This window comes from Pantoea sp. AS-PWVM4 (genome assembly GCF_000468095.1).
Lineage (GTDB): Bacteria > Pseudomonadota > Gammaproteobacteria > Enterobacterales > Enterobacteriaceae > Pantoea > Pantoea phytobeneficialis.
Genome location: NZ_ASZC01000003.1, coordinates 261,137 through 278,150 on the forward strand (window position 1 = coordinate 261,137; position 17,014 = coordinate 278,150).

Here is a 17,014-nt window from a genome sequence, read left to right on the forward strand (position 1 = left end):
CCGGAGAGAAAACGGAAAGGGCGCTATTCTGGCAGAAACTGCCGCAGGCTGCACCCGTTTCCCATGAGTGTAGCCTGCGCGATCAGAACAGGCTCGATTGCTGCGGCCAGACGGGCAGGGCGGGCAGACACGGTTCCAGTTGCTGCAACTGTGGCCACAATGCCTGAATCAGCGGGAAAACCTCGCCCATATCCGGGGTATGGATAAACAGCAGTGGATCGCTCTCCATCTGCCATTCCGCCAGCTTACTCTGCCACGGTTGAAACAGCGGCAGGCTTTCGGTCACGCTATCGCTCCCGATAAAACGGACCATCGGTTGCTGTCCGGTGCGCACAGCATGCGGTGGTACGCGCGGCTTCTTTCTGCGTGCTTCAATGGCGGCGGCAGTTTGCGATTGTGAAGCATGCACCGGGCGGCTATCGAGGATCACCCGATTTACCCCACGCTGTTGCAGGCCGCGATTCAGGGCGCGCTCGGCTTCCCCTTTGGCGAAGAACGCCGCGTGGCGCACTTCCACGCCATAGCTGAAGCGGCGTGGCAGGATATCCAGAAATTGCCACAGGTCATGCAGCTGTGCCGGAGCAAAGGTGGCGGGCAGTTGTAGCCAATATTGGCCTATGCGGTTGGCTAACGGGTCCAGTAGGCGGAAAAACTCGGCCAGCAAGTCATCGCACTGACGCAGTGCAGCCTGGTGGCTAATGCTGGCGGGAAATTTAAAGCAGAAGCGGAAATCATCGTGGGTCATATCGTACCAGCGCTGGACGACTTCCGGCTTCGGCAGGGCGTAGAGGGTGGTGTTGCCTTCGACACAATCGAATAACTGCGCGTAATCCGCCAGCGTCTCCAGGCCAAATTGTTTCCAGTGTGGATGCTGCCACTGCGGCAAACCAATACGTAGCGTCAAAAATGATCTCCAGGCGGTAAAATCCGCCACAGGTTAACCGGTTTTCGCAACCGTGGGATAACAAGCTGTGACAAAAGCAGATGTTTTGCTGGCTTTGGCGCGGCTCTACTTATCCTGTCTGGCTTTTTCCATTATAATAGCCGCCTTTTTTGCGGCAGCATCTCAGAAGGTTACGCGGCCTGATGTTGTCAGCAGCAGCGGCGAAGTTAAAAGGATACGTTATGCGTACAGAATATTGCGGACAGCTCAATCTGTCTCATGTGGGTCAGCAAGTCACTCTTTGCGGCTGGGTAAACCGCCGTCGCGATCTGGGTAGCCTGATTTTTATCGATATGCGCGATCGTGAAGGCATCGTGCAGGTGTTCTTCGATCCCGATCGCCAGGAGGCTTTTCAGCTGGCGTCTGAGCTGCGTAACGAATTCTGTATTCAGATTACCGGCACCGTGCGTGCGCGTGATGAGAAGAACAAAAACAGCGACATGGCAACCGGCGAGATTGAAATCTTTGCCCACGACCTGAACATCATTAACCGTGCTGAGCCGCTGCCGTTGGACTCCAACCAGGTCAACAGCGAAGAAGCACGCTTAAAATACCGTTACCTCGACCTGCGTCGTCCGGAAATGGCGCAGCGTCTGAAAACTCGCGCGAAAATCACCAGCTTCGTGCGTCGCTTTATGGATAGCGAAGGTTTTCTCGATATCGAAACCCCGATGCTGACCAAAGCCACACCGGAAGGCGCGCGTGATTACCTGGTACCGAGCCGCGTGCATAAAGGTAAATTCTATGCGCTGCCGCAGTCTCCGCAGCTGTTCAAGCAGCTGCTGATGATGTCCGGTTTTGACCGTTACTATCAGATCGTCAAATGCTTCCGCGACGAAGACCTGCGCGCTGACCGCCAGCCTGAATTCACCCAGATCGACGTTGAAACCTCCTTCATGACCGCCGAGCAGGTGCGTGAAGTGATGGAACGTCTGATCCGTGAACTGTGGTTGGATATCAAAGGTGTTGATCTCGGTAGCTTCCCGCAGATGACCTTCGCGGAAGCGATGCGTCGTTACGGTTCTGATAAGCCAGACCTGCGCAACCCGATGGAACTGGTAGATGTTGCTGATCTGCTGAAAAACGTTGAGTTCCAGGTGTTCTCTGGCCCGGCGAACGACGTGAAAGGCCGTGTGGCAGCGTTGCGTGTTCCGGGTGGTGCGACCCTGAGCCGTAAACAGATTGATGAATACGGTAAGTTCGTTGAGATCTACGGCGCGAAAGGTCTGGCGTGGATGAAGGTCAACGAGCTGGCGAAAGGCTTCGAAGGGGTTCAAAGCCCGGTTGCGAAGTTCCTGAGTCCTGAGATTGTGGCCGCGATCCTGGAGCGTACCGGTGCGCAGGATGGCGATGTGATCTTCTTTGGTGCTGACCGCGCCAAAGTGGTGTCAGATGCGCTGGGTGCGCTGCGTCTGAAAGTGGGGCGCGACCTGCAAATCACCAATGACAAAGCCTGGGCACCGCTGTGGGTGATCGACTTCCCGATGTTCGAAGCGGATGACGAAGGCGGTCTGGCGGCGATGCACCATCCGTTCACTTCGCCGAAAGAGATGACGGCATCAGAGCTGGCGGCTAACCCGGAGCAGGCAATCGCCAACGCTTACGATATGGTGATCAACGGTTATGAAGTGGGCGGCGGTTCGGTACGTATCCACAATGGCAACATGCAGCAGGCGGTGTTCAGCATTCTCGGCATTGCTGAAGAAGAACAGCGCGAGAAGTTCGGCTTCCTGCTGGATGCACTGAAATATGGTACGCCACCGCATGCGGGTCTGGCCTTCGGTCTGGACCGCGTCACCATGCTGCTGACCGGCACTGACAACATTCGTGATGTTATCGCCTTCCCGAAAACAACTGCGGCGGCCTGTCTGATGACCGAAGCGCCAAGCGAAGCCAACCCGGCCGCGCTGGCGGATCTGGGGATTCAGCTGGCACCGAAGAAAGACAAGCTCGAGAATAAATAATGGGTTATAAGCATCCGGTTTCGGTTCTGGTGGTGATTTTTGCTCAGGACTCGGGCCGGGTGTTGATGCTGCAACGCCGTGATGACGACAGCTTCTGGCAATCGGTCACCGGCAGCCTCGAAGCCGGGGAAACCCCGCTTCAGGCCGCTCAGCGTGAAGTGCAGGAAGAACTGGCGATTGATGTGGTGAATGAACAGCTGGCGCTGGTGGATTGCCACAAACAGATCGAATTTGAGATCTTCCCGCATTATCGCCACCGCTACGCCCCGGGTACCACCCACAACCGCGAGCACTGGTTCAGGTTGGCACTGCCCGCCGAGCGCGAGGTGATCCTCAGCGAACACCTTGCCGCGCGCTGGCTGGCTCCCGCGGATGCGGCAGCCCTGACCAAGTCCTGGAGTAACCGCCAGGCAATTGAAGAATTTATCTGAATGCCAGCCGCCGCGCGTTTTTCCGGCGGCAAATTCTTTAAGATTTTTATTTATTCGATGCGGTTTAACTGCATTGCAGACTTAAACAAACGGGCGTTATCGGCGCAGCGAGGTTGTACACCGCCAGCAAGATAGCCCGTGCAATAGACGAGAGATGAGAAATGGCCGGACATAGTAAATGGGCAAACACCAAGCACCGTAAGGCTGCTCAGGATGCAAAGCGCGGTAAAATCTTCACCAAAATCATTCGTGAGCTGGTCACTGCCGCGAAACTGGGTGGTGGCGATGCCGGTTCTAACCCGCGCCTGCGTGCTGCAATGGACAAAGCCCTGTCCAACAACATGACCCGTGACACCATGAACCGTGCAATCGCGCGTGGCGTGGGTGGTGAAGATGATTCCAACATGGAAACCATCATCTATGAAGGCTACGGTCCGGGTGGTTCAGCGGTCATGGTTGAGTGTCTGAGTGACAACCGTAACCGTACCGTGGGCGAAGTGCGTCATGCCTTCACCAAAACGGGTGGCAACCTCGGCACAGACGGCTCCGTTTCCTACCTGTTCAGCAAAAAAGGCGTGATTTCGTTTGCTCCGGGCCAGGATGAAGATACCCTGATGGAAGCTGCGCTGGAAGCTGGTGCGGAAGATGTCGTGAGCTACGATGATGGTGCGATTGATGTCTTCACCGCCTGGGAACAGTTGGGCGCAGTGCGCGATGCGCTGGAAGCCGCTGGCCTGAAAGCCGATGAAGCTGAAGTCACCATGATCCCATCGACCAAAGCCGATCTGGATGCGGAAACCGCACCAAAACTGCTGCGTCTGATTGATATGCTGGAAGATTGTGACGACGTGCAGGAAGTTTACCATAATGGTGAAATTTCTGATGAGGTGGCGGAAACGCTGTAATGGCGTTTTCTCAACCGCAACCTGCCGGAGGCGCGCTATGGCAATAATTCTCGGGATCGATCCCGGCTCGCGCGTCACCGGTTACGGTGTTATTCGTCAGACCGGCCGCCAGCTCAGTTACCTGGGCAGCGGCTGTATCCGCACCAACGTGACCGACCTGCCTTCCCGTCTCAAACTGATTTACGCTGGCGTCAGCGAAATCATCACCCAATTTTCCCCGGACTTTTTTGCCATCGAACAGGTGTTTATGGCGAAAAACGCGGATTCTGCGCTCAAGCTGGGACAGGCTCGTGGTGCGGCGATCGTTGCCGCGGTGAATCTCGATTTGCCGGTGTTTGAATACGCGGCGCGCCAGGTGAAGCAGACGGTTACCGGCATCGGTAGCGCGGAGAAAAGCCAGGTGCAGCACATGGTGCGAACCTTGCTGAAGTTACCGGCGAATCCCCAGGGCGATGCGGCCGATGCGTTGGCGATTGCCATCACTCACTGCCACGTCAGCCAGAATGCCGCACGGATGAGTGACAGCAAACTGGTGCTGACGCGCGGCAGGCTGCGGTCGGGCTAACGAACACCCCCATCAGGCTGGATATTCATCCAGCCTTTTTTATGTTATAAATAGCCGCCATACGGGTTCATACAAATAAGGAAGCGTTCAGGTGATTGGTCGTCTACGAGGCAATATTCTGGAAAAACAGCCGCCGCTGGTGTTGATTGAGGCGCACGGTGTCGGTTACGAAGTGCATATGCCAATGACCTGCTTCTATGAGCTGCCTGAACTCAATCAGGAAGCCATCATCTTCACCCAGTTTGTGGTGCGTGAAGATGCGCAACTGCTGTTCGGCTTCAACAGCAAGCAGGAGCGGGCGCTATTCCGCGAGCTGATTAAGGTCAACGGCGTGGGGCCAAAACTGGCACTGGCGATCCTCTCCGGCATGTCGGCTCAGCAGTTCGTTACCGCCGTGGAAAAAGAAGAGATTGCGGTGCTGGTGAAACTCCCTGGCGTCGGGAAAAAAACCGCCGAGCGTCTGGTGGTCGAGATGAAAGACCGCTTCAAAGGGATGCATGGCGACCTGTTTGGTGGTGATAACGCCTTTACCCTGACCACGCCATCTGCGGCACCAGAGAACAACGACGCCGAAGCAGAAGCGGTTGCGGCGCTGGTAGCGCTGGGGTATAAACCGCAGGAAGCCAGCCGTATGGTCAGCAAAATTGGCCGACCCGATGCGGATTGTGAAACCCTGATCCGTGAAGCCCTGCGCGCAGCCATTTGAGGTAATGCATGATTGAAGCCGATCGCCTGGTCTCGGCCGGCAGTGTCAACGAAGAAGAGAGTCTTGACCGCGCCATCCGTCCTAAGCTGCTGGCAGAATATGTCGGTCAGCCACAGGTGCGTGAACAGATGGAGATCTTCATCAAGGCTGCGCAGTTGCGCGGTGATGCGCTCGATCATCTGTTAATTTTTGGTCCCCCGGGCCTCGGCAAAACCACGCTGGCAAACATTGTCGCCAATGAAATGGGTGTCAATCTGCGCACCACTTCGGGGCCGGTGCTGGAGAAAGCAGGGGATCTGGCGGCGATGCTGACCAACCTTGAACCGCATGATGTGCTGTTCATCGATGAGATCCATCGCCTGTCACCGGTGGTGGAAGAGGTCCTTTATCCGGCGATGGAAGATTACCAGCTGGATATTATGATTGGCGAAGGCCCGGCGGCGCGCTCGATCAAGCTGGATCTCCCTCCCTTTACCCTGATTGGTGCCACAACGCGTGCGGGTTCATTGACCTCGCCGCTGCGCGATCGCTTTGGCATTGTTCAGCGCCTTGAGTTCTACAACGTGGCTGACCTGCAACATATTGTGGGTCGTAGCGCTGCCTGTCTTGGCCTGACATTAAGTGAGGAAGGCGCGCTGGAAATCGCCCGTCGTTCACGCGGTACACCACGTATTGCGAACCGTCTGCTGCGCCGTGTGCGTGACTTTGCCGAAGTACGCGCCAATGGCAACATGAGTGGGGACGTTTCCGCCAGCGCGCTGGATATGCTGAATGTCGACAGCCAGGGTTTTGACTATATGGATCGCAAGCTGTTGCTGGCGATTATCGATAAGTTTATGGGCGGGCCGGTGGGGCTGGATAACCTGGCTGCTGCCATCGGTGAAGAGCGTGAAACCATTGAGGATGTGATTGAACCCTTCCTGATCCAACAAGGGTTCATTCAACGCACGCCGCGTGGCCGTATGGCAACGCAGCATGCGTATCGTCACTTCGGCATTTCGCGCGAAGAGTAAACCGGCGTCAGGACGCCGGTTTTTTTGCCATGCTGATGATAAACAGCACGGCTGCGCAGAGCACCACCGAAGGACCGGCTGGCGTGTCGTACAACGCTGAAAAGCTTAAGCCGCCGGTCACCGCGAGAATACCGATGATTACCGCAAACCCCGCCATCTGCTCAGGCGAACGGGAAAAGCGGCGTGCGGTGGCCGCCGGGATGATCAGCAATGAGGTAATAATCAGCGCACCGACAAATTTCATCGCCACGCCAATGGTCAGCGCGGTGACCAGCATCAACATCAGACGTGTGCGTTGAATATTGACACCGTCGACCTGCGCCAGCTCCGGGCTGATGGTCATTGACAGCAAAGAACGCCACTGCCACGCCATCACCGCCAGCACAATCGCCACACCCCCGCCCATCATCCACAAATCCTGCGGTGTGACTGCCAGCAGGTCACCGAACAGATACGCCATTAAATCCACGCGTACCCCGGACATCAGGCTGACCACCACCAGGCCCAGTGATAACGCGCTGTGCGCCATAATGCCCAGCAGGGTATCAATTGCCAGATGAGGACGCCGCTCCAGCCATACCAGCCCCAACGCGAGGCAGACCGTGACCACGATCACCGCATAATAGGGGTTAACGTTAAACAGCAGGCCAAATGCCACACCAAGCAGTGACGCGTGCGCCAGGGTGTCACCAAAATAGGACATACGGCGCCAGACGACAAAAGCGCCGAGGGGACCGGCGGCCAGTGCCAGAAACACACCACCCAGCCAGCCAGGTAATAACAGTTCAATCATGACGGGCCGTTTCCTTTGCGCAGAACGATGCGTCCCTGTAAATCGTGACGATGATTATGATGGTGACGATAGATAGCCAGTTGCTGTGCACCGCGCGGGCCAAACATGGCGATGAATTCCGGGTGTTGCGATACCGCCTCCGGGGTGCCGGAACAGCAGATATGATGATTCAGGCACAGCACTTCGTCGGTTTTTGCCATAACCAGATGCAGATCGTGCGACACCATCAGCACACCGCAGTTAAGCTCGCGGCGCAGTTGGTCAATCAGGTCATACAGCGCGACCTGACCATTCACATCCACCCCTTGTGTCGGTTCATCCAGTACCAACAATTGCGGGTCACTGAGCAGCGCGCGGGCCAACAGGACACGTTGGGTTTCACCACCGGATAATTTCTGCAACGGTGCGTGCAACAGATGGCCCGCCTGCACGCGCTTCAACGCTGGCAGGATGGCATCGGCGCGACTGCCACGCGATAAACGCATAAAGCGTTCGACGCTAATCGGCAGGGTAGGGTCGATATGCAGCTTTTGCGGCACATAACCAATACGTAAATTGGCGTCGCGTTTCACTTCGCCGCTATCGGGCGTCAGCAGACCCAGCACGACGCGCACCAGGGTCGATTTCCCGGCACCGTTAGGGCCAAGTAACGTTAAAATTCTTCCCGGCTCCAGTTTGAGGCTGATACCCGCAAGTACCGGACGCTGAGCGAATTTCACAGAGATGTTTTCGAGCGTAACAAGTGAAGGCATGATATTTACAGGTTGCACAGAATTTCGGATGTTATAATATCACATTCCATCACCTGGTCACGATGGAATGACGCATTATGTTACACATTAAAAAGCACCTTGCTTTTACCCTTCCTGCGGCAGCAATGGCTGCTTCTTTTGCTCTGCCAGCATCGGCTGCGGTTGTTGCTTCGATTAAACCCATTGGATTCATTGCCGCTGCGATCGCCGATGGTGTCACGCCGGTTGAAGTGCTTTTGCCGGATGGTGCTTCTGAGCATGATTATGCACTACGCCCTTCAGATGTAAAACGTATAAAAAACGCGGACTTAGTGGTTTGGGTTGGCCCTGAAATGGAGGCGTTCCTGACTAAATCGGCCGCGGAACTTCCGGCAAATAAAAACCTCGAAATTGCTGATATTGCAGGGGTTAAGCCACTTTTGATTCGTGGTATCGATGATGACGAGCACGAACATGATGCAGAGTTGAGTAAGGAATCAGTAAAGTCTGGTCAACAAGACGTGTCTGATGAACATCACCATCACGGTGAGTTTAATATGCATTTGTGGATGTCCCCAGAGATAGCAAGGCAATCAGCGGTTGCAATCCATGGGAAATTATTGGAACTTATGCCGCAAAGCAAGGCCAAACTAGACGCAAACCTGCAGCAGTTCGAGGCAGAATTAGCGGATACCGACAAACACATTGGCGCGCAGCTCGCGCCGGTGCGGAATAAGGGTTACTTCGTTTTTCACGACGCTTATAGCTACTTTGAGAAACATTACGGTTTATCACCATTAGGGCATTTTACCGTCAATCCTGAGATCCAACCGGGCGCACAGCGTTTAAATCAGATACGAACACAGTTGGTTGAGCAGAAAGCCACATGCGTTTTCGCTGAACCACAATTCAGGCCAGCAGTCATCGATGCAGTGTCACGGGGAACCAATGTGCGTAAAGGCACCCTGGATCCGTTGGGCATGGGGATCAGCTTAACCAAAGACAGCTACGTGAAATTCCTCTCACAGTTGTCGAGCCAGTATGCAAGCTGCCTGAATGGAGCATAGAGGAATAGGTAAAAGTGCAGCAGATAGCCCGCTCTGTCGCCCTCGCATTTAATAATTTGCCGCGCCCCCACCGCGTTATGCTGGGGTCATTAACTGTTATCACTCTGGCCGTCGCAGTATGGCGGCCCTATGTTTATCATCCCAGTGACGATACGCCGGTTGTTAAAAGCATCACACTGGACAAGTTCGAATCCCCGCATCTGTTGCCGGAAGCCAGTGAGCCGATCGATCAGACCGCGCCTGAGCCGGAACCGGAAGAAGATATTCCTGCGGATGATATCGATAAAGACGTACCGGAAAATCCGAACGTCCATGATTACACCGTATCTTCCGGGGATACCCTGAGCAGCGCGTTGAATCAATACGGTATCGATCTGAGCGACATCAATGCCCTGGTCAGCAGCGACAAAGATCTGCGCGGTCTGCGCGTGGGACAGCAGCTGAGCTGGACACTGAATGCCGACGGTCAGTTGCAGACCTTCAGCTGGGAAATGGATCGCCGTGAAACCCGTAGTTATGAGCGCCAGCCGAATGGCAGCTATAAAATGCAGCAGGAGCTGCAAAAGGGTGAATGGCAGAACAGCGTGCTGAAAGGTGAAGTGCGTGGCAGTTTTGCCGCCAGCGCCCGCAGTGCCGGATTAACCAGTGCGGAAACCAGCAATGTGATCAAGGCGTTGCAGTGGCAGATGGATTTCCGCAAGCTGCGTGCTGGCGATCAGTTCAGCGTGCTGATGTCTCGTGAAATGCTGAACGGTAAAAGCGCACAAAGCCAGTTGGTCGGTGTTCGTCTGCGAACTGGTGGCAAGGACTACTATGCGTTCCGCGCCGAAGACGGCAAATTCTATGATCGCAATGGTTCTGGTCTGGCGCGTGGTTTTATGCGTTTCCCAACGGTAAAACAGTTCCGCGTCTCATCCAACTTTAACCCGCGTCGTCTGAATCCGGTCACCGGTCGCATTGCGCCGCACCGTGGTGTCGACTTTGCATTGCCGATTGGCACGCCAGTCCTGGCGGTAGGCGACGGTGAAGTGGTGGTGGCAAAGAATGGCGGCGCCGCCGGTAATTACGTGGCGATTCGACATGGTCGTCAGTATATGACGCGCTACATGCATCTGAGCAAAGTGTTGGTGAAACCGGGCCAGAAAGTGAAACGCGGCGATCGTATCGCCCTCTCCGGTAATACCGGGCGTTCAACCGGCCCACACCTGCACTATGAAATTTGGATCAATAATCAGGCGGTGAATCCGCTGACAGCGAAGCTGCCACGTATGGAAGGTTTGACCGGTAAAGAACGCAGCAGCTATCTGGCGGATGTGAAATCGTACCTGCCACAGCTGGCGTTGAAATAACGCTTTATCGCGAGTAGTGAGTAAAAACCGACGGATTCTTCGTCGGTTTTTTGCTATCTGACGCACGAAGATTGCAAAATTAGTCATCGTCACTATTATTGACCGGTCATTGTCAGAGGCGAGTGCATGGAAACCCGTAAAAAAAATAACATTGAGTTTATACCCGTTTTTCAACGTTCTTTTTTAAAGCCGAAATACTGGGGCAATTGGCTGGCGATTGGGGCGCTTGCTGGCATGGCGATGTTGCCTGCTAAAGTTCGCGATCCGGTGCTGGGTGGTCTGGGCAAACTGGCCGGAAAGCTGGCGAAAAGCGCGCGTCGTCGTGCATTGATCAATCTTTATTACTGTCTGCCTGAATTAAGCGAAGCGGAACGCGAAACCATTGTCGACCAGATGTTTGCCACTGCGCCGCAGGCGATGGTGATGATGGCCGAATTAGGCATCCGCGACCCGGCGCGCGTGCGTCAGCGTGTTGACTGGTATGGTCGTGAAATTATCGATCAGTTACAGGCCAATAACGAAAACGTTATTTTCCTTGTGCCACACGGCTGGGGTGTTGATATTCCTGCCATGCTGCTGGCGTCTGAAGGTCAGATGATGGCGGCGATGTTCCATAATCAAAGCGATCCACTGATGGATTATGTGTGGAACACCGTGCGTCGCCGTTTCGGTGGCCGCATGCATGCGCGTAACGACGGTATCAAACCCTTTATCAGCTCGGTGCGCCAGGGCTATTGGGGCTATTATCTGCCGGACCAGGATCACGGTGCCGAGCACAGCGAGTTTGTCGATTTCTTTGCCACCTATAAAGCGACATTACCTGCCGTTGGGCGTCTGATGAAGGTGTGTCGTGCCCGTGTGGTGCCGTTGTTTCCGGTGTATAACAGCGAAACGCATCGTCTTGAGGTCTATGTTCGTCCGCCGATGGATGATCTGCTGGATGCCGATGATAAAACCCTGGCGCGGCGTATGAATGAGGAGGTGGAGATTTTTGTCCGTCCTCATCCCGAGCAGTACACCTGGATTCTGAAATTACTGAAGACGCGCAAAGAGGGGGATATTGAACCCTACGTGCGTAAAGATCTTTACCCACGCAAATAACGGAAAAACCTGTCGGGATGTGCTCCCGACAGGTTCATTGCATCAGAAGCGATATTGCAGACCAACAGTAACGGTATAGTTCTTGTTGGAGATACCCGCAGCATCACCGCCATAAGAGGCTGATTCGCCGGTAGGGGTGTAGATCACCTGAGTACCGCCTTTCCCTTCTTCATATTTGCTGTAAGTGAATTCAGCAAACACTTTCGCATTCGCAGTGACGTAGTAACCCGCATCTACTGACGCGCCGTAGTAACGTGAGTTCGATGTTTTCTCACGGAAGGTCAAATCACGCAGATAGTGTTCGTCGTTATCGTGTGCGCGAACCCAATCACTGAATTTGAACTGTGCGTTGAATTCAAAATCGTTAATACGGTACTGGCCCACTAACCCAATGTACGGCATAGAGAAGCGCTGGCTGTAGCCAATGCCAGCCTGACCGTTCGGGAAGTTGCCCTGGAATGCGCCGTTATCGTAATTGTAGGAACCACCGGTCGCGGTCCAGCTAAAACGCGTTTCCTGATAACCTGCGACAGCACCCACTTTGTAATCATCACCCTGCAAGAACCAACCTTTAACATTCAGGTCGTATTCGTTGGCGTAATTCACGTCTGTGCTGGGGTGGGATGAGTGATCGGTCCAGCTTGACTGGTTAGCGTTCTGCCAGTCGTAGTCATCCATATGGCCAGAGCCGGAAGCCAGTGAGGTCCAGCCACGCGCATTCAGGGTCAGAAAGGAGAAGGCATCCCAGGAGAAATCACCTTTCAGGATCGCCACGTTTTTAATTTTCCAGTCGAGCTGGCTAATTTTACGTGCGTTGCTGGTGTCATAAACCAGTTCTTTCGATTTCCCGCCCAGCATCCCGATAGAGGTTGCAACACTTACGCTATCCGCTGAAAAGTTTGGCATAAATTGCGCAGATTCAGCGTAAGCGCTCCCTGAAAGTGCGGCCATCATCATTACCGCAACAGTAGTTTTTTTCATTTTATATCCCGTGTTGAATTACGTTAATCCTTAAACAGCGGGCACAGCCTAATGCGCAGCAAAGTGTCAGGCAAGTGTAAGTTTTTGGATAAGAAAATGTCAGGTGAGACTTCAGAAAAATTAACTAATAAAATGAGTTTTTGGGACGATAATAACCGATCGCCTGATGAGTAAACGGGCGTAATTAAATAATTATGTTTACAAGCAGAGGGTTAGAGTGTTTTTCTTGCCCGAGGCAGGAAGGGCCTTTTTTACCAGGTCTGGCGCGTTATTTTCCGCTGCGAATTAATTGGAATAGGCCATTGTGCAGTAAATTTTATTTTTATGCACGTTCACGGGCTATTTGAGTTAATGATAAGGTTGGCGATAAAATGCACAAAAATAAAGTTCACTGCACTATCATGAAATCTTTTCATCAATTATCTTAAGCGAAATTTTTCGCTGCAAATATGATCAATTTCAGGCGTTGAATAATGTTTGCCAGATACTCAACGCCTGATTGATCACACCTCAGCCAGCTGGCTACGGCGTTTACGTTCACGCAGGAACAGCGTGACCAGGCCAAACCACATCACTCCGCTGATAAAGTTAATCGCACTGAACCACGGTGTACCCCCGCTGAAATAACCACTTTTTGCCAGCTCGATACCTATCGCCAGGGTAAGAATGCTGATCATCCCGAGCATCGCGGCGATACTGCCTTTTCCTTCGTTGCTGGCATACAGCGTCAGACGGTACAAACCGGCGTTAACCATCCCGGCACCAAAAGCGTACAAACTCAATCCTGCCGTCAGCAGCAGGTAGCTGTGGCTATTGAGCAGGTTCGCCAGCAGCGCAATGGTCAGGCCAAGCAAAATTGGCCATGCGGCAAATTTTACCGGTTGCTCAATCGGCACCCGACCGGCCAGCTTACCGAGCGTCAGGTTTCCGGCAATCATCGCGAGGAATACCGGTAATTGCAGCAAGGCATAATGCAGGCGAGATAACCCTTCATCATGCATCAGGATCACCGGGGATAACGCTACCCAGGTCAGGATGGGGATAAAAACCAGACCGATGGCGAAAGAGCCATACATCACCTGGCGGTCACGCGCCAGACGACCATAGCCACGCGCCAGCGTCGGCAGGGCAATGGAATGGCTGCGATCACCGGCCGTCTCCGGCATGATGCGCCACAACACCACAAACGCCACGATGCTACAGGCGGCGAATAACCAGAACATGCTGCGCCAGTCGCCAACGCTGAGCCAGGCTGCCCCCGCCAGCGGTCCTGCTAACGGGGCGAGCAGGGCGACATTGGCCATTAACGCCATCATGCGCACGGCAAGCGCTTCAGCGAAAGCCTCCTGTACCGCCGCATAGCTGACCGCGCCGATAAAGCACAGGCTGATCCCCTGAATAAAACGCAGTGCCACGAATTGTTCGATGTTCTGCACCAGCGTGGTCAGCATACAGGCGGCGGCAAAGAACAGGATGCCGAACAGCAATACGGGCCGTCGACCATATTTGTCAGAGAGCGGCCCAAGCAGCCATTGCAACACCACGCCGCCCATCAGGTAAGCCGTCAGTGAGGTCGATACCCATTCCGGGCCGACCTGAAACTCTTGCGTCACCAACAACATACCGGGTTGAATCATGTCGTGGGCGATATAGGTGGCAAACTCGAACAACACCAACGCCAGCGGAAACAGCAGCACGCGCCCGGTGAGTTGAGTTATCGGTTGATAGCGGGCCATCTGGCCTCCTTGTCAGAGAAAATAAAACGCGACTGCCGAAGCAGTCGCGTTGTCCATAATGTTACAGCCGCTGTCAGAGGGCGTAATTAATCTACGCGCAGTACACGGCTGGTATTGGTGGTGCCTGTGGTCGCCATGACATCACCCTGGGTGACAATCACCAGGTCGCCTGAAACGAGGAAACCTTTGTCACGCAGCAGGTTAATGGCATCGTGCGCAGCGGCAACACCATCATTGTTGCTGTCAAAGTAAACCGGCGTTACACCACGGTAAAGCGCAGTCAGGTTCAGAGTGCGTTCATGACGTGACATCGCGAAGATCGGCAGACCGGAGGTGATACGGGAGGTCATCAGCGCGGTACGGCCAGATTCGGTCATGGTGATAATCGCGGTCACGCCTTGCAAATGGTTTGCGGCGTACATGGCCGACATGGCGATGGCTTCTTCAATGTTGTCGAACTGCACTTCAAGACGGTGCTTGGACACATTGACACTTGGGATTTTCTCCGCACCCAGACACACTTTTGCCATCGCAGACACGGTTTCCGCCGGGTACTGACCGGCAGCCGTTTCGGCTGACAGCATCACCGCGTCGGTGCCATCCAACACGGCGTTTGCCACGTCCATGACTTCTGCACGGGTTGGCATCGGGTTGGTAATCATCGATTCCATCATCTGTGTCGCGGTAATGATGGTACGGTTCAGCTGACGCGCACGACGAATCAGTGCCTTCTGGATACCGACCAGTTCCGGGTCGCCAATTTCCACGCCAAGATCACCGCGCGCCACCATCACAACGTCAGAGGCGAGGATAATGTCATCCATCGCTTCCTGCGTGGCAACCGCTTCAGCACGCTCCACTTTTGCAACCAGTTTGGCATCGCAACCGGCATCACGCGCCAGACGGCGCGCATAGTTCATATCTTCGCCGCAACGCGGGAAAGAGACGGCCAGATAATCTACGCCAATTTTTGCTGCGGTGAGGATATCGGCCTTATCTTTCTCGGTCAGCGCTTCGGCTGACAGGCCGCCACCCAGTTTGTTGATGCCTTTATTGTTGGAAAGCGGGCCGCCGACGGTCACTTCGGTGAACACTTTCATGCCCTGAACTTCCAGCACCTTCAACTGCACGCGACCATCGTCAAGCAGCAGAATGTCACCTGGCACCACATCCGCCGGCAGACCTTTATAGTCGATGCCGACTTTCTCTTTGTCGCCTTCACCTTTACCCAGGCTGGCATCCAGCAGGAAACGGTCGCCGACATTGAGGAACACTTTGCCTTCTTTGAAGGTCGAAACACGAATTTTAGGACCCTGTAAATCGCCGAGAATGGCGACATGGCGACCCAGTTTGGCCGCAATCTCACGCACTTTATTTGCGCGTAGCTGGTGATCTTCCGGGGTTCCGTGGGAGAAGTTTAGTCGAACAACGTTCGCACCTGCCGCAATGATTTTTTCGAGGTTGTTATCGCGATCGGTTGCCGGGCCGAGGGTTGTTACGATCTTGGTTCTTCTGAGACGTCTGGACATGAAGGACTCCGTTGACTAAGTATCGTGTCCCTGTCATCTGGACACGTTGTGGTCACTATTCTATATGATCGATGGGCTGTGATTCGACTCACATGTGAATGCGATGTTAATTATTTTGCTGTGCATTGATTTCCTGCTGCACATGCTTCTCCAGGCGCGAATCTCTCAGCGCCTCTTTCACCCGTTTCAGATTTTCGCGAAAAGAGGCGCCACGCTCAAGGGTAAAACCCGTTGCAAGGACATCGACCAGGGTCAATTGTGCCAGGCGGGAAACCATCGGCAGATAGATATCAGTATCTTCCGGGACATCGAGCGTCAGCGCCAGCGTGGCTTCTGCTGCAAGCGGTGAACCGGGAGAGGTGATAGCCAAAACGGTGGAAGCGTTTACACGCGCCAGGCGAGCCAGTTCTATCATATTTTTGGTTCGACCAGTATGTGATATGAGGACAAAAACGTCATTTGGTCCACTATTTATGCAACTCATGCGCTGGATCACAATATCCTCTGACCAGATGACCGGCAGATTAAAACGCAGAAACTTATTGGTGGCGTCATGGGCCACGACGGCGGAGGCTCCCAGACCAAAAAATGCAATCTTATTCGCCCGTGTCAGCGCCTTGACCGCCTGATGAATCACCGCCATATCCAGTTGCTGGCTTACGCGACTTAACCCGGCCAACGCCGAATCAAAAATTTTCTGACTGTAGCGCTCGACGCTGTCATTTTCTTCCACACCCCGGCTGACCCAGTTCGGGCCTTTCGCTAAACCTTGTGCCAGTTGCAGTTTAAAATCGGGAAACCCCCGCGTACCCATGCGGTGGCAAAAACGATTCACCGTTGGCTCGCTAACCTGTGCGGCACGCGCAAGCGTAGCGATACTGGAATGCATCGCTTCCTGGGGTGCAGCAAGGATTTGCTCTGCGACTTTTCGTTCCGATTTGCTCAGCGTCGGTAATTGCGCCTTAATCTGTTCCAGCATATTGATAACCCGATGACCACTCACCACTTTTGCCAATTTCATTTCTGGATGAAAGGGCGCTCTGTTCAGAACAATATACCGTGTAAACTGCGGTCGCACGCAGTAGCGGATAAATGTAAACGTGATTTTTTTGTCATACTTTGACGCGCACCAGGTTTTCCCCGACAAATCGCGAAACAGAAAAAAGCGCCGAAAGCGCACGCGACAACACACGTTAGTCG

At 54.1% G+C, this 17,014-nt stretch carries 16 protein-coding genes; 9 read left to right on the forward strand and 7 right to left on the reverse strand.

Translation table 11 applies throughout. The annotated features are described in order from the left end of the window. Positions 1–82: 82 nt before the first annotated feature. The gene (locus L579_RS03790; protein WP_036624958.1) at positions 83–904 is read right to left on the reverse strand and encodes a DUF72 domain-containing protein; all 822 of its coding nucleotides are present in this window, start codon (positions 902–904) and stop codon (positions 83–85) included. A gap of 221 nt (positions 905–1,125) precedes the next feature. Here L579_RS03790 and aspS point away from each other — a divergent pair, with 221 nt between their 5' ends. The 6 genes from aspS to ruvB all read left to right on the forward strand — a co-directional run bounded on the left by aspS (position 1,126) and on the right by ruvB (position 6,527). Then, positions 1,126–2,907: an aspartate--tRNA ligase gene (gene aspS / locus L579_RS03795; protein ID WP_036624961.1), complete on the forward strand. Its 1,782-nt coding sequence runs from the start codon at positions 1,126–1,128 to the stop codon at positions 2,905–2,907. Then, positions 2,907–3,338 (forward strand): dihydroneopterin triphosphate diphosphatase, encoded by a 432-nt coding sequence (nudB, locus tag L579_RS03800; protein ID WP_021182954.1) that lies wholly within the window; start codon positions 2,907–2,909, stop codon positions 3,336–3,338. Before aspS ends, nudB begins: the two co-directional genes overlap by 1 nt. Before the next feature lie 161 nt (positions 3,339–3,499). Beyond that, positions 3,500–4,243: a YebC/PmpR family DNA-binding transcriptional regulator gene (locus tag L579_RS03805; protein WP_021182956.1), complete on the forward strand. Its 744-nt coding sequence runs from the start codon at positions 3,500–3,502 to the stop codon at positions 4,241–4,243. Between the two features lie 37 nt (positions 4,244–4,280). After that, positions 4,281–4,808 carry a crossover junction endodeoxyribonuclease RuvC gene (gene ruvC, locus L579_RS03810; protein ID WP_021182957.1) on the forward strand — a complete coding sequence of 176 codons (528 nt, stop codon included), beginning with the start codon at positions 4,281–4,283 and terminating at the stop codon, positions 4,806–4,808. Between the two features lie 91 nt (positions 4,809–4,899). Beyond that, a complete protein-coding gene (ruvA, locus tag L579_RS03815) occupies positions 4,900–5,514 on the forward strand; it encodes a Holliday junction branch migration protein RuvA (protein ID WP_013509467.1) in 615 nt (204 codons plus the stop codon). A gap of 8 nt (positions 5,515–5,522) precedes the next feature. After that, the gene (gene ruvB, locus L579_RS03820; protein WP_021182958.1) at positions 5,523–6,527 is read left to right on the forward strand and encodes a Holliday junction branch migration DNA helicase RuvB; all 1,005 of its coding nucleotides are present in this window, start codon (positions 5,523–5,525) and stop codon (positions 6,525–6,527) included. 7 nt (positions 6,528–6,534) lie between these two features. Here ruvB and znuB read toward each other — a convergent pair whose 3' ends face one another. Continuing rightward, positions 6,535–7,320, reverse strand: coding sequence for a zinc ABC transporter permease subunit ZnuB (znuB, locus tag L579_RS03825; RefSeq protein WP_021182959.1), 786 nt, complete (start codon positions 7,318–7,320; stop codon positions 6,535–6,537). Further along, positions 7,317–8,072 carry a zinc ABC transporter ATP-binding protein ZnuC gene (gene znuC, locus L579_RS03830; protein WP_036624966.1) on the reverse strand — a complete coding sequence of 252 codons (756 nt, stop codon included), beginning with the start codon at positions 8,070–8,072 and terminating at the stop codon, positions 7,317–7,319. The genes znuB and znuC overlap by 4 nt, the downstream gene beginning before the upstream one ends. A gap of 77 nt (positions 8,073–8,149) precedes the next feature. On the opposite strand from znuC, the gene znuA reads away from it, so the two are divergent. The 3 genes from znuA to lpxM all read left to right on the forward strand — a co-directional run bounded on the left by znuA (position 8,150) and on the right by lpxM (position 11,568). Beyond that, positions 8,150–9,118, forward strand: a complete 969-nt coding sequence (gene znuA, locus L579_RS03835) for a zinc ABC transporter substrate-binding protein ZnuA (RefSeq protein WP_021182961.1) — start codon at positions 8,150–8,152, stop codon at positions 9,116–9,118. Between the two features lie 14 nt (positions 9,119–9,132). Continuing rightward, the gene (gene mepM / locus L579_RS03840; RefSeq protein ID WP_021182962.1) at positions 9,133–10,467 is read left to right on the forward strand and encodes a murein DD-endopeptidase MepM; all 1,335 of its coding nucleotides are present in this window, start codon (positions 9,133–9,135) and stop codon (positions 10,465–10,467) included. A 126-nt stretch (positions 10,468–10,593) separates the two neighbouring features. Then, complete coding sequence (gene lpxM, locus L579_RS03845; RefSeq protein WP_021182963.1) at positions 10,594–11,568, forward strand: lauroyl-Kdo(2)-lipid IV(A) myristoyltransferase; 975 nt, start codon at positions 10,594–10,596, stop codon at positions 11,566–11,568. A gap of 42 nt (positions 11,569–11,610) precedes the next feature. Here lpxM and L579_RS03850 read toward each other — a convergent pair whose 3' ends face one another. The 4 genes from L579_RS03850 to L579_RS03865 all read right to left on the reverse strand — a co-directional run bounded on the left by L579_RS03850 (position 11,611) and on the right by L579_RS03865 (position 16,793). After that, on the reverse strand, positions 11,611–12,549 hold the full coding sequence (locus L579_RS03850) for an omptin family outer membrane protease (RefSeq protein ID WP_021182964.1): 939 nt from the start codon (positions 12,547–12,549) through the stop codon (positions 11,611–11,613). A gap of 503 nt (positions 12,550–13,052) precedes the next feature. Further along, positions 13,053–14,285: an MFS transporter gene (locus tag L579_RS03855; RefSeq protein WP_021182966.1), complete on the reverse strand. Its 1,233-nt coding sequence runs from the start codon at positions 14,283–14,285 to the stop codon at positions 13,053–13,055. Between the two features lie 86 nt (positions 14,286–14,371). Further along, the gene (gene pyk, locus L579_RS03860) at positions 14,372–15,814 is read right to left on the reverse strand and encodes a pyruvate kinase (protein ID WP_021182967.1); all 1,443 of its coding nucleotides are present in this window, start codon (positions 15,812–15,814) and stop codon (positions 14,372–14,374) included. Positions 15,815–15,920: 106 nt separating this feature from the next. Then, positions 15,921–16,793 carry a MurR/RpiR family transcriptional regulator gene (locus L579_RS03865; protein WP_036625099.1) on the reverse strand — a complete coding sequence of 291 codons (873 nt, stop codon included), beginning with the start codon at positions 16,791–16,793 and terminating at the stop codon, positions 15,921–15,923. Between the last annotated feature and the right edge of the window lie 221 nt (positions 16,794–17,014).